At 35.2% G+C, this 14713-nt stretch carries 13 protein-coding genes; all 13 read left to right on the top strand.

Translation table 11 applies throughout. The features are described 5' to 3' along the window. Positions 1-4 precede the first annotated feature (4 nt). The 13 genes from nuoK (at position 5) to J2772_RS20725 (ending at position 14508) form a co-directional block, all read left to right on the top strand. Positions 5-334, top strand: a complete 330-nt coding sequence (gene nuoK, locus J2772_RS20785) for an NADH-quinone oxidoreductase subunit NuoK (RefSeq protein ID WP_045492868.1) — start codon at positions 5-7, stop codon at positions 332-334. 2 nt (positions 335-336) lie between these two features. Next, a complete protein-coding gene (gene nuoL, locus J2772_RS20780; RefSeq protein ID WP_209920079.1) occupies positions 337-2250 on the top strand; it encodes an NADH-quinone oxidoreductase subunit L in 1914 nt (637 codons plus the stop codon). A 2-nt stretch (positions 2251-2252) separates the two neighbouring features. Then, the gene (locus J2772_RS20775; RefSeq protein WP_160138896.1) at positions 2253-3746 is read left to right on the top strand and encodes a NuoM family protein; all 1494 of its coding nucleotides are present in this window, start codon (positions 2253-2255) and stop codon (positions 3744-3746) included. A gap of 152 nt (positions 3747-3898) precedes the next feature. Continuing rightward, positions 3899-5278 (top strand): NADH-quinone oxidoreductase subunit N, encoded by a 1380-nt coding sequence (locus tag J2772_RS20770; protein ID WP_209920077.1) that lies wholly within the window; start codon positions 3899-3901, stop codon positions 5276-5278. 349 nt (positions 5279-5627) lie between these two features. Beyond that, positions 5628-6701, top strand: coding sequence for a hypothetical protein (locus tag J2772_RS20765; RefSeq protein WP_209920075.1), 1074 nt, complete (start codon positions 5628-5630; stop codon positions 6699-6701). Between the two features lie 39 nt (positions 6702-6740). Continuing rightward, entirely contained in the window at positions 6741-7244 is a 504-nt protein-coding gene (locus J2772_RS20760) for a DUF4280 domain-containing protein (RefSeq protein ID WP_209920073.1), read from the top strand. A 17-nt stretch (positions 7245-7261) separates the two neighbouring features. Beyond that, on the top strand, positions 7262-10621 hold the full coding sequence (locus J2772_RS20755) for a peptidoglycan DD-metalloendopeptidase family protein (RefSeq protein WP_209920071.1): 3360 nt from the start codon (positions 7262-7264) through the stop codon (positions 10619-10621). 216 nt (positions 10622-10837) lie between these two features. Then, positions 10838-11704 carry a hypothetical protein gene (locus J2772_RS20750; protein ID WP_209920068.1) on the top strand — a complete coding sequence of 289 codons (867 nt, stop codon included), beginning with the start codon at positions 10838-10840 and terminating at the stop codon, positions 11702-11704. Positions 11705-11706: 2 nt separating this feature from the next. Further along, positions 11707-12339, top strand: a complete 633-nt coding sequence (locus J2772_RS20745) for a hypothetical protein (protein WP_209920066.1) — start codon at positions 11707-11709, stop codon at positions 12337-12339. A gap of 38 nt (positions 12340-12377) precedes the next feature. After that, positions 12378-12875, top strand: coding sequence for a hypothetical protein (locus J2772_RS20740; RefSeq protein WP_209920064.1), 498 nt, complete (start codon positions 12378-12380; stop codon positions 12873-12875). Positions 12876-12877: 2 nt separating this feature from the next. Beyond that, the gene (locus tag J2772_RS20735; protein ID WP_209920062.1) at positions 12878-13333 is read left to right on the top strand and encodes a hypothetical protein; all 456 of its coding nucleotides are present in this window, start codon (positions 12878-12880) and stop codon (positions 13331-13333) included. Positions 13334-13346: 13 nt separating this feature from the next. Next, positions 13347-14003 (top strand): ankyrin repeat domain-containing protein, encoded by a 657-nt coding sequence (locus J2772_RS20730; RefSeq protein WP_209920060.1) that lies wholly within the window; start codon positions 13347-13349, stop codon positions 14001-14003. A gap of 13 nt (positions 14004-14016) precedes the next feature. Then, positions 14017-14508, top strand: coding sequence for a hypothetical protein (locus J2772_RS20725; protein WP_209920058.1), 492 nt, complete (start codon positions 14017-14019; stop codon positions 14506-14508). Positions 14509-14713 lie beyond the last annotated feature (205 nt).

Raw genomic sequence — 14713 nt, 5'->3', positions numbered from 1 at the left:
AATTATGGGAGAAGTAAATACATTTATACAAAGCATCCCTTTGAACTACTTCATTATCCTTTGTTCAGTATTGTTCTGCTTAGGAGTGATGGGAGTATTGCTTAGAAAAAATGCTATTGTGATTCTGGGCTGTGTAGAGCTTATGCTTAATTCTGTAAACCTTTTATTGGCTGCTTTTTCAGCATACAAAGGCAACGGAGACGGACAGCTTTTAGTGTTCTTCATTATGGTGGTTGCTGCTGCTGAAGTAGCGGTAGGTCTGGCAATTATTGCTATGCTGTATAGAAATACCCGTTCTGTAGATGTGAGTATATTTAATAAATTAAGAGGATAAGAATGGAGAATTTAGTATATGCAATAGTACTTTTACCACTTTTAGGGTTTCTTATTAACGGTTTATTCGGAAAAAATCTTCCAAAAATATTGGTAGGTTCTTTGGCAACGGCAGCAGTATTCGGATCTTTCTGTATTGCTGTAAGTCTTTTCATGAATTTCAATTCTGAAAGCCAGCCTGTAATCGTAAAAGCTTTTGAATGGTTTAGAGTAAATGGGGTTCAAATCAATTTTGGATTCCAGATCGATCAGCTGTCTTTAATGATGGTAATGATCATTACGGGTATCGGTTCACTGATCCACTTATACTCTATCGGATATATGAGTCACGATAAAGGATTCTATAAGTTCTTTACTTACCTGAATCTTTTCATCTTCTCAATGTTACTTTTAGTGATGGGAAGCAACTACCTTATCTTATTCATCGGATGGGAAGGTGTAGGTCTTTGTTCTTACTTATTGATTGGATTCTGGTATACGAACGAAGAATACGGTAAAGCAGCAAGAAAAGCTTTCATCATGAACAGAATTGGTGACTTAGCATTATTGATCGGTATCTTTATGATTGCTGCTCAAACCAATGCTGTAGATTACCTTTCAGTAGCAGAAAATGCTTCAAAATTTGAATTAGACGGAACAGTGATTATCTTTATCACAGCGAGTTTATTCATCGGTGCTACCGGTAAATCTGCTCAGGTTCCATTATATACTTGGTTACCGGACGCAATGGCCGGACCAACTCCTGTTTCTGCGTTAATTCACGCGGCAACGATGGTAACAGCAGGGATCTATTTAGTAGTAAGATCAAACTTCTTATTTACTTTAGCACCAACGGTACAAGGAGGAATTCTATTAATCGGATTCTTAACTGCGGCTTTAGCGGGATTCTATGCACTACGTCAGAACGACATCAAAAAAGTATTGGCATACTCTACCGTTTCACAACTTGGATTTATGTTCATTGCTTTAGGACTTGGAGCTTATACAACAGCTATGTTCCACGTAATGACGCATGCATTCTTTAAAGCTTTACTATTCTTAGGAGCAGGTTCTGTAATCCACGCTATGAGCAACGAACAGGATATGCGTTTCATGGGAGGTCTTAAAAAATACATTCCTCTTACGCACGCTACATTCCTTATCGGAACATTAGCGATCTCAGGCTTCCCTTTATTATCAGGGATGATCTCTAAAGACGAAATTTTAGTAGCAGCTTTCGCTAAAAATCCAATGTATTGGGTAATCTTATTTGTTTTAGCGGCAATGACTGCAACGTATATGTTCAGACTATACTATCTGACTTTCCACGGAGAGTTCAGAGGGACTGAAGAGCAAAAACACCATTTACATGAAAGCCCATTTAATATGACATTACCATTGATCGTATTGGCTATCCTTTCTGTAGTTGGAGGTTTCATCAACTTGCCACACTTCATCGGTCACGGACACTATGCTAAACTGATGGAATGGTTAAAGCCTGTTCTTACAGAACAAAGCTATAGCCAGATGGAAGCTACTCTTTCAGGAGTAGATTTCAACACTGAAATGATCTTATTAGCAGCTACAGTTCTTATGTTCTTCTCTGTATGGTTTATCGTTAGAAATACCTACGTGAAAAAGAAAAAAATGGCTGTGGCAGAAGAAAACTATACCGGATGGGAAAAGCTTTCTGCTAAGAAATTATACGTTGACGAACTTTACAACGCATTGATTGTAAAAACTGTTGAAGGATTAGGACGCGGAGGAAAGATGTTTGATAAGGGTATCTTAGACCGTTTTGTAAACTTTGTAGGTGATGGTGCTGAAGACAGCGGAAAAGCTATGAAGCGTGTTCAAAACGGAAATGTAGAGACGTATATTCTTATCATGTCTTTAGCTGTGGGAATTATATTAATTGTTAACTTTTTATTACAATAATAATGTCTTGTTTATTATTAACATTATTACTATTACCTCTAGTAGGTTCGGGATTAGTTTTTGCGTGGAAGAGTAATTCCAGCAAATATTTGGCACTAGGGATTGCATTGGTCCAAATGCTTCTTACGTTCTATATACTATCGGATTTTGATTTTACTCCGACAGTAGACAGCGTATTGCAGCATGAAATCAATTATCCGTGGTCACAATTTATGAAGAGCTCTCTTCACTTCGGTATCGATGGGATGAGCATGCTTCTTTTATTGCTGACTAACATTTTAGCGCCAATCATCATTTTATCTTCTTTCAACGAAAGTGTAAACTACAGAAATACATTCTACGGATTGATTCTGTTGATGCAATTCGGTCTTGTAGGAGTATTTACTTCTTTAGACGGATTATTGTTCTACATTTTCTGGGAAGTCACTTTGATTCCAATTTGGTTTATTGCCGGACTTTGGGGACAAGAGAATAAAAGGTTTGAATTCACTACGAAGTTCTTCGTATATACATTCGTTGGATCTTTATTTATGTTAGCCGGATTGATCTATGTGTACAACCACTCTGCATCATTCGCTTTAACAGATCTATACAATGCACAACTGAATGAAACACAACAGACTGTGGTATTCTGGTTCATTTTCTTTGCTTTTGCAGTGAAATTACCAGTATTCCCTTTCCATACATGGCAGCCTGATACGTATACCTACTCTCCTACTCAGGGATCGATGTTGTTATCCGGTATTATGCTTAAAATGGCGGTTTATGGTGTAATGCGTTATTTACTACCAATCACTCCACTCCCTATTGCAGGAATTTCAGGACAGATTGTTATCATCCTTGCTATCGTAGGAATTGTTCACGGTGCATTGATTGCAATCATCCAGACAGATATGAAGAGAATCATTGCTTATTCATCTTTCTCTCACGTAGGATTGATGGTAGCGGGAATCTTTGCTTCTGCGGTAGTTACTTTAAGAGGAACTTTCAATGTAGAAGGTGCTGAAGGAGCATTGGTACAAACTTTCGCTCACGGTATCAACGTGGTGGGATTATTCTACTGTTGTGATATTTTATACAAGAGATTTAAATCAAGAGACATCAGACAAATGGGTGGTTTAGCTAAAGTAGCGCCTAAGTTTGCAGTGTTGTTCCTGATTATTATATTAGGTTCTATGGGAGTTCCATTGACCAATGGATTCATCGGAGAATTTATTCTGTTAAAATCAGTATATGATTTCAACGGAACAGCAGCAGTAATTGCCGGTCTTACGGTAATTCTTTGTGCGGTGTATTTATTGAGATTCTACGGAAAAGCAATGTTCGGAGAAGGAAATGCAGAAGTTTTAAGCACTGCAAAAGATTTATCTGGTGTAGAATTCTCTGTATTGGCCAGTTTAGCGGTTTTTGTGATCTTACTTGGTATTTTCCCACAACCGGTAATCGATATGGTGAGTAGTTCAGTGAAGTTTATCTACACAGCGATGGCTAACTAAAAAATTAAAAGATTTAAAAATTAAAAAAATAAGAGATTAGAAAGAATAAAGATAAAAGACGAAGAGATAAGAGCCCGGAACATTTGAACCGGAAACTTTTAATTCTGAATCAGAAACTTTAAACTTCAAATCTCACATCTCAAATCTATATTATGAGTGTTTTAATTATTGTTTTCCTAACGGCAGTTATTGCGTTATTTTCAGGAGTTTTCGAACAAGGAAAATTCGCAAGATACATTGGGATTTTGGGTTTAATCATCGCATTGTACGTAAGCTTTATGCCTGAATGTTCGTTCTTCGATCAATACAAGCATATGTATGAATACAGTGCTAATACTGCATTATTCACTAAATTATCCATTGTAACAACCTTATTGTTATTCTTCTTGGGAGGTTTTGCATTCAGCAATCACAGAAGCCACCAATCAGAATTATATGCACTGATGTTATTTGCATTATGCGGAGGAATTGTACTTTTCGGATACCAGAACCTTGTAACGATGTTCTTAGGTATTGAAATTCTTTCTATCCCGTTATATGTAATGGCTGGTGCTAACAAAACTGATCTGAGATCAAACGAAGCTTCAATCAAATATTTCTTAATGGGTGCATTCGCAACAGGTTTCTTACTTTTCGGAATTGCGTTCATCTATGGAAGTGCTGGAAGCTTTGATTTATATAAGATCCACGACTTTGGAGTAGCAAACACTGGGAACGTAATGTTCATATTAGGAGTATTGCTTATCCTTTGTGCATTGGCATTTAAAGTAGCTTTAGCACCTTTCCACATGTGGAGCCCTGATGTATATGCAGGATCGCCTTCATTAATTACAGCTTTCATGGCGAGTGTGGTAAAAATTTCAGGTTTCTTCGCATTGTTCAGATTAATGACAATCGGATTTGCCGGAGTTACCCACGAATGGATTAATGTACTTGGAGTATTCTTAATCATCACTTTATTGTTGGCAAACGTTATGGGTCTTGCTCAGACAAATGCAAAAAGAATGTTGGCTTACTCTTCAGTATCTCACGCAGGATACATAGGATTGGTATTCTTCGGAATGACAAGCCTTTCTACTTATAACTTAGCGTTCTATTTATTCGCTTATGCTCTATCTACAGTAGGAGTTTTCATGTGTCTGATCTGGGTAGAGAAATTAAAAAGAGAAACTTCTTTCGGAGCGTTCAAAGGATTGGCAAAAACAGAACCTTTATTGGCAACAGCAGCAACCATCTCTATGCTTTCAATGGCAGGAGTTCCGCTAACGGCTGGTTTCATGGGGAAATTTGCTTTATTCTCTCAGGCGATGAACGGAGCAGCTTTCTTAGTATTGGTAGCAGTTTTAGGTTCTGCCCTATCCATCGCTTACTATTTAAGACTGATTATAGCTATGTTCTTCTTTAAAGAATCAACATTCAAATCATCAGAAAAGGTAACACTTACTTACAATATTGTTGCAGTATTTGTAATTGTAGCAATTATCGTTCTGGGTATCTTCCCGGATCTGTTTGCAAAAGTATTCGGACTGTAAAAAGTTATTCATACAATATCAAAAACCTTTCAGATGATCTGAAAGGTTTTTTTTGTGTTGGTGAGTTTAATAGATAGGGGAAATGGAAGTAAACACATATCTATATTTAATGTTTGTTTTACTTGAAGAAAGAAGGATATATTCATACAAGCAGAATAAAATCAGAATAGAAAAAAATTCTCACCAGATTAAGTATATCCAAAGTATAAAATTACTCCCTGATTTCAGGGATAATTACTTTATTAATAAACCTTTCACATGATTTGGAAGGTTTTTTTGTGAGATTTTTTCTAAATTACACGCTGAGAAATGAATCTCAGTATTTTAATAATCATTAATCACCAATCACATGATTACTTATATGACACTTCCAGGCGATACTTTGGAAAAAATTGCATCTGATCTGAAAGTAGAAAATCCAATATATCTTAAAGAATTTCATAACAAGCATTGCGCTGTATATGACAGGCTTGCAGAACCGGTGAAAATGAACCCAGGAACGCTGCTTCTTATTCCCTTTGGTGATGAAATCAGTAAACTCAATCAAGAGATCAATAAAAACGGAGATAGTTTATACTACCATCCGCCTCATGGAAAAATACCCCATCCAATACCTTTACTAAGTGGAGTTTACACAATAACACTTCAAAAGCTCGAAAATGGAAGTGTCCAGACAAGCTATTCATACCAAACTGAACTCAAATATCTGAGAGCTGAGCAGGATGATCATTTCTTTTCATTACAAATATTTGGTTCTCATAAAAATGGAACAGAATCAGACAGTAAAGTTTCAAGCTTATCAAAAGCCTCTGCAGCAATATTATTTCCTGTAGAAATCAGGGTAAACAAAACTGGCAAAATTACAGAGACGAAATTCTTTCATTCAGAAACAGTTATCAAAAGTGAACTGGATGCTTTAAAAAAATATTTTACAGATGAGCTTTCTGCATCTTACATTGATCACCTGAAAAAAACGGCTGAAGACAGTCATCAGATTTTAGTAAGCATCAGAAATACATTGCCTGTTCAGTTTCTTTTTGGCTCTTTTTACAGAGCAAAGTATAAAGACTGGACAGACTCTGATGTCTACCATGAATTTATTCCATGGCTATCAACTGCCTCTCCTATCCGTTTTGAGCTTTATAATCGTATTTTTCCTAAAGATCAGGACAATGATATAGTAAGGATTAAACAATTTGGAAATTCCTGCGATTACAGAAATCTGAATCAGCTTTATGATAAAGATTACGAATATCATGAACAGTCTCCTATCAATGAGTATTCAGTTGCCTGCCGTCATGAAGCTGAATATACTCTAAATCTTACCAGTTTGATGGTTCAAAAGGTCACCGCACAATTTGAAATTCAGATTGGAGATGTAACAGAGCAGAATATTTTCACAATGGAAAAGCAATTAAAATAAATTAGTATCTTTGATACAACACCAATAAAACCACACAATATGTCCGAATCCGCATCCCCACATGACGGAAAACACTTTGTCATTCAGAAAGGGAAAGCACAATGTAATCAGGGAGATCAATTCCCACAGTTTAAAGTAACTACCCATCAGAAACATTATTGGAATAATGCAGAGGGGCAGGCTGATTTTTTGGCTGTCACCGAACAAGATCTTCAATTTAATCCTCAGGGCCCAAGCTTTGGAAAATGTAAATTGAAACCAACATCAGGAGGATATCTTCCTTGTGCTTACGCTCCTGCCGGCATATGGCAGAAAACTTATGACAAAGTAAAAGTGATGGGCAATAGCTGTGTCACAGAGATGTCAGAACTGATGTGTTCTACTGGTGGAAAAATTACCATTATGGAGCATGGGCAATCCGCCTCAATGAGCAAACAGAATGTAAAAAATGCTGATCCACAAGAGCAGCATAATATCAATCCTTTTGTAAATTTAAAAGAATTTCAGAAGGAGACAGAAGATGATGAAGTGGATGCTTATTAATTAAAAACTTTTCAGCCATGTCTAAACAAGGAATTTATAAAATATCGGGAAATACAAAACCAAAGGTTGGAGAACGTGTTACCTACAAAATTGATGAATGGTATCCTGCTACTCCATTAGAAAAAAGAAACCCAGCACTCGTCACTTGGCACCTGTTCAAAAAAGTAGATGGAAGATTTGTTCCCACTAATATCAAGAAAACAGGAGTAAGCAGTTTTACTTTTAATACAAATGCTTACAAAGATACCTTCAGAATTGAAGCCTATCTTCACAATCCTGAAGGAAGAACTCCCATGGCCTTAGAGGTACAACCACAGCCTAGTGATATCCCAAGAATCAATAAAGTTGAATTAAAATATATAGATGATACCCCCGGAACAGTTTTTAGTTTTACGGAAAAACTGATTGCTGAAGCCAAATGTATGAATCTGGAAGGGCAATATCTGATGTTTACTCTTTGGGAGGATGATTCCAGAGATTCAGGACATAATAATAGCAATCAGTCTATAGAGAATAAAAGAGCCAAGGTCATTAACGGAACTGCCAGAGCAGAATTCATGCTGACGAAAGCCCTCATGAGAAAAGCTATGGAAGGAGAAACCGACCCTCAGCAACTTGAATTCTATGTAACTGTGGAGTATTATTCCAATAGAAAGCATGCAACCAATAATGTCAATGTAAATACTCCTGGGGAATTGCGTCCTCCATCAGGACAACCACAACCACAACCACAACCACAACCACAACCACAACCACAACCACAACCACAACCATCACAACCTCAGCAACCTCAACAGCCACAACGACCTCAACAGCAGCAGCCTCAGCCCCAACAGCCACAACCTGCCCCAGCTCCGGCACAACCTGAACCTGATCCACAATCAGCTCACGGGAGTGCTCATAATACACAGCCACCTACCCCTGCAGCTCCTGGAGGAGTTTCCCCTTCCACAGTTAATCCTGTAAATATTGAAGAACTTCTGGATGCTTATTTTGCTAAAAAAGAATATATCAAAGAAACTGGTGAGGAAGATGGCTCCCATACATATACCTTCGGAGGAAGCAAGAGTGGTAACAAAACCTCTACTGCTGAAGAGAAAAATAAAGTGGCTAAGACTATTCTTGGTAAAATAAAAGATAGCCTGAAGTCTCAAAAGAAATATACTACACTGGAAGTAATTACAGCAGCATTAACTGCTGAAGCTTATGGAAAAGATACTACAAATCAAAAGACCGTTACCTTTAAAACGTTCAAACTGGGTGTTGACTTTAAGAAAGTAGACAGTGCCCCATTAGATAGTAAATTGTACCTGGTAGCCAGAACCATGCTTCTTGACGGAAAACAGGTGACTATCTCCATCAAAGAAAAAGATGGGCTTATTAAAGGTGCTCCAGATGCTGTTCTTCCTGTTTTGGAAATTACCGAAGAACAGATGGAACAAAAAACACCTGCCGGACAAGCTGTTCCGGGAACTGAAAAAACAGTATTCACAGGAATCGTAAAAAACAATATTGTCCAAATTCCAATCCATCTCCGCCCGAAATCCGAAGAAGAGCTGAAACAGTGGCAAGATAAGATAAACAAAGGAAAAGAAGACGGAACTTACACCTATACATTTGGAAGTGCTACCAACATAACTAATGAAACCCAAAAGGCTTCCATAGCTAAAACCATCCTCTCAAATGCCCAGAAAGGAAATGCCAAAAATCCTAAAATAGAAAACGGCAAAACGTCCAGCGAAGAAGAAATAAAAAAAGTTTTAGTCATAAAAAATTATCAGGCCGGAGATACCATTACCTTTAAGCTCCTGAAAAAAGTACCGGAATTCCTGTACCTTCATGCTAAAGCTCAGGGGCAAAAGCAGCATGATAAAAAGTTTCTGAATAAAGAAGGAGCTTATTTCCAGATTGGGAATAAGTGTCCGAGATGTGAAGCAGAGATTACATTAAAACTCATAGAAGATCTTTTTGGAGTTCATCCAGCCTCTACTGCTTATAGGGAAGAGATCGCAAAATATCTCAACCAGTATATCCAACAAAGAAAGAATACAGATAAACCGATCCATTTAGATACCTGCTTACGGAAAGCCCATTTCTTTGCTCAGGTTGGAGCAGAGACACTAGGAATCAATACATCCTGGATTGTTGAAACCGATGTCAATCCGTATACTCCAACAAACATCCGAAATAAAGGTATATTTGGAGATAGAAGTGGTAAATTAGAAAGAAGAGGACAAATTGAAGAGTTTTGTGCACAAAGACCACAAATAAAGTTATTAAATTTCCTATATGCTGCTGAGAATGGAAAAGGTAATGGAAACGGAAATGAGGCAAGTGGAGATGGATATAAATTTAGAGGCCGGGGTCTAAAGCAGTTAACAGGAAGAGAAAACTACAGAAAAGCATCTCTTAAACTTAAAGAAATATTCCCGGATGACTATATTGATTTAGAGGCCAATCCTGATAAAGTAAAAGAAGTAAAATATGCAGTTCTTTCTGCTCTTGCTTATTGGGAAAACAATGAAATATGGAAAGTAGCAGACGAGATAAAAAAATCTGATGATGATAGTATTCAAAAGATCAGAGCTAAAGTAAATGGAGGTATTGCTGGATGGAAAGACGCTAAAAAATATTTTGAAAAAGGAATAGAAGTATTTAAAGTTAATGAGTGTAGTCCTGTAGAAAAGGTTCCTTCAGATGGCAAATGGCATGATCCTGTAGATAATCCAAGATGCTCATTATATATGCAAAACGGAGGTGATGTTGAACCTCTAGGCAAAATATGGGGATTATTTGGAACAGATATTAGAAAAGAAGTAGGTAGACCTCATACAGGCCTAGATTTATTCGCTAAAACAGGAACCAATATTTATGCTTGTGTTGACGGAACTGTATATCATAGATGCTGGCATGGAGGTTATGGTAATACAATAACTATAAAAGTAGATGATCCAAAAGCATTTATGGCCATGAAAAAACAATATACCAAGCAGACATCGAGAGAACAGGAACATGGTCGCTATTGGAATGAGAATGGAGATATTTATTTGTTTTATGGTCATCTGGATTCAGTAAAGGAATTTACATTTGGTCAAGCTATAAAATCTGGTGATATTCTGGGTACTACAGGAAGATCTGGCGTTACTGATGGAACCAGAGCTCCGCATTTACATTTCGAAATATTTTGCAATTATAAAATGCAAGTAGGTACAGACTATCGTATGAATCCTGCATATTTCATTAGTTATAAAACTTATGAAAATCAGTCAGAAGCAGAAAGAAAAGAACAAGAACAAGAGAAAAACAGAGGAAAGATTAAAGAAGTTAACGGAAAAGAAAAACTAACACATTACAATCAATCAACTTTTCAAAAATAAAAAATGATTACAAAGCACCTTAATATATTCAAGTATTTAATAATTTGCATCTTTTTGTGCTCCTGTACAAAAAGCTCCAGCCAGACAGCCACTAACGCAAATAATAGTAAGATAAAATCAGATACTTATGAAACAGTTGATTTAAAATCAATTATTTCTAAAGAAGATGATCAAATAGTAGTTCATCAACTGAAAAATAGTATCATTCCATTAGTTATGTACACGTTTAAAGGAGGAAACTCTTTTTTAGAAGTAAATGATCATATCATACAATTTCCTATAGCTTTTGACTTTATTCATTCAGAGAATCTTGATACAACGAAAGAAATTCTATTATTTAAACGAAATAATAAGTATGACATTCTATTACCTACATTCAGCGAAGGATTTACAACGTTTACCCTTTTAGAATTTTCTCAGGATGGAACTTACAAATATTTGGGTAATCATACCTACAATAATGATATTTTTAATAAAATTAAAAATACACCTCCTGAAAAACGTATTTATTTTTTGAAACAGGGTAAAACCAAAACTCCAGGAATTTATGTGAAACAAGGAAATAATGATCTGCTATTTTCAGAAATATCTTATCCTGAACCCGACCCAATTGCAAATGAAGAAATTGAAAAAATCAACTTCTATAAAAAAGGAGGAAGCTCTCAGAATTTAAAAACTTATCCCTCAGATTTAAAAGGAATGTGGGGCGTAATCTGTGAGAATGAATTAACAGTACTGAAAATTAATAAAAACGAAGGCTTTTTATCCCTATATGACTTCAATGCTATTTACATCAACCTAAAGGTAGAAAAGTCATCCAACAAAAAAGAATATCTTTTGAAGTATGCAAGTGTAGCTTCTCAGGAAGATTATTATAAGGAGAATTTAAAAATTATAGATGACGAGATCTCAAAAGATAAGGTTATTGGAAAACTGATTCTGCAAAACAGCGGGAAAGCAGAACTGCAATGGATTGGTTTATATAATATGAAAAAACAAAAATTAGAATTTGTAGGCAATGATTTTCTTCTCATTAAAGAAAACGGTGGTAAAACACCATTAATTCTTGAACCCTGTAAATAAAAATGATAAAAACACAAATATTTTTTATTATCTGGCTCATATTATTTTTCTCCTGCAAAGAAACAAAACAGGAGGTCACCCAATTTGAAGTAATGAACTCTGATACTTCAGCTATAAAGCATAATGCTCAATCTCAAAATGATATTCCAATAGCTATTACTTCCAACGAAGTGGTTTTAGACAGTCTTATTTTTGATTTTAACAATGATCAGACAAAAGATAAAGTTTTAATACGCGCCAATTCAAAAGAAAAAGAGATTATGGGTGATGAATATTTTAATAATATTGATTCATATTATAGGACATTAGATATTCTTGTTGGTAAGAACAATGAGAAACACACTCAGATCAGCAGTAACAAGAACATTATTCCTTGTTTAAGATGCAATGAACCCATGGAAGCTTATTCTGATTTCAAACGTATCGGCAAAAATTCTTTTTCAGTAGATGTAATCCAAAAAGCAGAAAGTTCTATTTATCAGTTAATATTTGAATGGAAAAAAGATAATTTTTATTTGGCTAAAATAGGAGTAAAAAGCTTTTATGATGAAAATGCTAAGATGATTAAATTAAAACACAGTATCAACATCAACGAAGCAATGACTAAAAATATTTCTGATTATATAAAACAATAACTAGTTTCTCTAAAGATAGACTCAAAATTCTGGAAACAATGAGATTGACTTATTTAACTTTTATATTGTCTTTGTTTGGCTTATTATTAAATTGTAATAATACCAAATTAAAAGAATCTGAGCAAGACACCATTCCTTCATATCTAAAAGGAACCTGGGCTGTAATTTGTAAAAATGAATTAACAGAACTGGAGATCAATAAAAACGAAGGGTATTTATCTCTATATGATTTCAATGCTATTTACATCAACCTAAAAGTCGAAAAGGTATCCAACAAAAATGAATTTCTTCTAAAGTATGCAAGTTTAGCCTCTCAGCAAGATTACTATAAGGAGAATTTGAGAATTGTAGATGAAGATATCTCAAAAGATAAGGTGATTGGAAAACTTATTCTGCAAAAAAATGGAAAAGCAGAATTGCAATGGACCGGATTATATAATATGAAAAAACAAAAGCTAGAATTTGTGGGCAATGACTTCCTTCTCATAAAAGAAAACGGTGGTAAGACTCCTTTGATTCTTGAGCCATGTAAATAAAATTGAAAAATATTATTATCAACCAATTACTGCTTATAACTCTTTTTTCCTGTAAGAAAGACAACCATAAAGCAATTGTTCAACCCACAGAAAATATAGTAGCTACAGCTCAGAATAACCCAACAAAATCTATAAGAGCTTCGAATCATTGGAAAGGACATTATCATTTTGAAGCATCCAACAGAGATCAGATTAAAACGAGCTATGATATTACGATCAAATCAATAAATGATATTTCAATCCAGATTAATGACGGTGGAGATAAAGAATCCTATTCTCATATACGGGCGGAAAAACTCAATGATGATAAAATAAAAATCATTTTCAACCCTTCTTTAGAGGATGAAATGGGAATTATTTACATCGAAAAATCAGATAATACTTATTTAATTTCCGGTTACCCAATCTATTTTATTAACCCGGGAAATAATGAAATGCCTTTAATAAAGGAAAAATAAATACTTTTGGTTTATGATAAAAAATGTAGTAGCTGTATTAGCCATAATTTCATTAATGAATTGTAGCTCTAAAGAAGTAAAAAAAGACAACCAGCCAACAGCTGAAAAAGCAATCATAAAAGATACTACAGCAAAACCCCAGCAAGTTGTTGAAACTTCATCTCAGGATCAGGAAGATCATTTAAAATATAATACACTTGGATTGGCTGTAAAGTCCGGAAACATTGAAGAAGTTGACAAACTGTTAAAAAATGGTGCCGATATTAACAATGCTGCAGAAGATGAATACTATGCCTATGGAGCATTGTATATTGCCATTAATACAGGAAATGAAAAAATGGCGAAATTTCTTATAGACCATAAAGCAGACCTCAATACTCAGATCAATGATGAAGGATATTCCCTTCTTGTAGCAGCCATTAATTCCAAGAATGTTAATATCGTGACTCTATTGATACAATCAGGAACAAGGGTAGAAACTTTTACCGATCCCGAAGGAAACAAAAAATTTATTCCCATTTTGGAAGCCACTCAAAGCAACCAACCCAGAATTGTTACGTTATTACTTGAAAAAGGAGCAGATCCACATGAAATGACCTTTGAAGGCTTCTCTGCCTATAATTACGCCAAAGAGAATAATAAAAGCATCTTTAATTTATTCAAAAAATAACCCATTGGATTATATGAAAACAAAAATAATTCTAACATCCCTGTTCATAATTTCCATTCTATCTTCATGCAAAAAGAAAACGCTGGAACAAAAAATAGAAAATCTTCCTCCAGTCCAAACTACAGCTGCAACAGCTCCTTCCAAAGAAACCATAACGGATATGGAAAACAATTCCTTCACTCTAAGCTGTGGTTCAGGATGTGCTGCTACCTATACTGCTGAAGATATTTCCCAGAATAGAACCTCTTTAAAAGTAAAGTTCAAAGTAGACAACTATTTGAATGATGAATTGGCAGAAACCAACTATGAAACCTATCTTTTTTACTACCATAATACTGGGGAAATTGATAAAATCATCAATGAGGAAACCCAAAGAAACATTCTGGATGATTATATCCTTAGTGCTCAGGAATCATTCAAAGAATTTGCTTTATCACTCGTTAAAGATAAGAGGATTGAAATCCCTCTATCAAAGCGACAGGACAACTCCGTCAATACAAAATAGAAAAGATCGGTTTTATCTTTCGATCATGTAGAAATGATTTCTCGCTACAAATATTTTTTAAAATTAGAACATAAACATGCAATGTGCTATTCTTTTTGATTATTTGTTCAACAAAATAAAATAAAGCAGTTCTAAAGAATCATTTTCACCAATCCAAAACAGAGTTGGAAATAGTCTTTTTTTCATAACTTTACTCTAAATTTCA

Source organism: Chryseobacterium jejuense, from assembly GCF_017877355.1.
GTDB lineage: Bacteria > Bacteroidota > Bacteroidia > Flavobacteriales > Weeksellaceae > Chryseobacterium > Chryseobacterium jejuense_A.
Note: the sequence above shows the minus strand (reverse complement) of the source record. Positions and strands in the feature narration are given on the sequence as shown.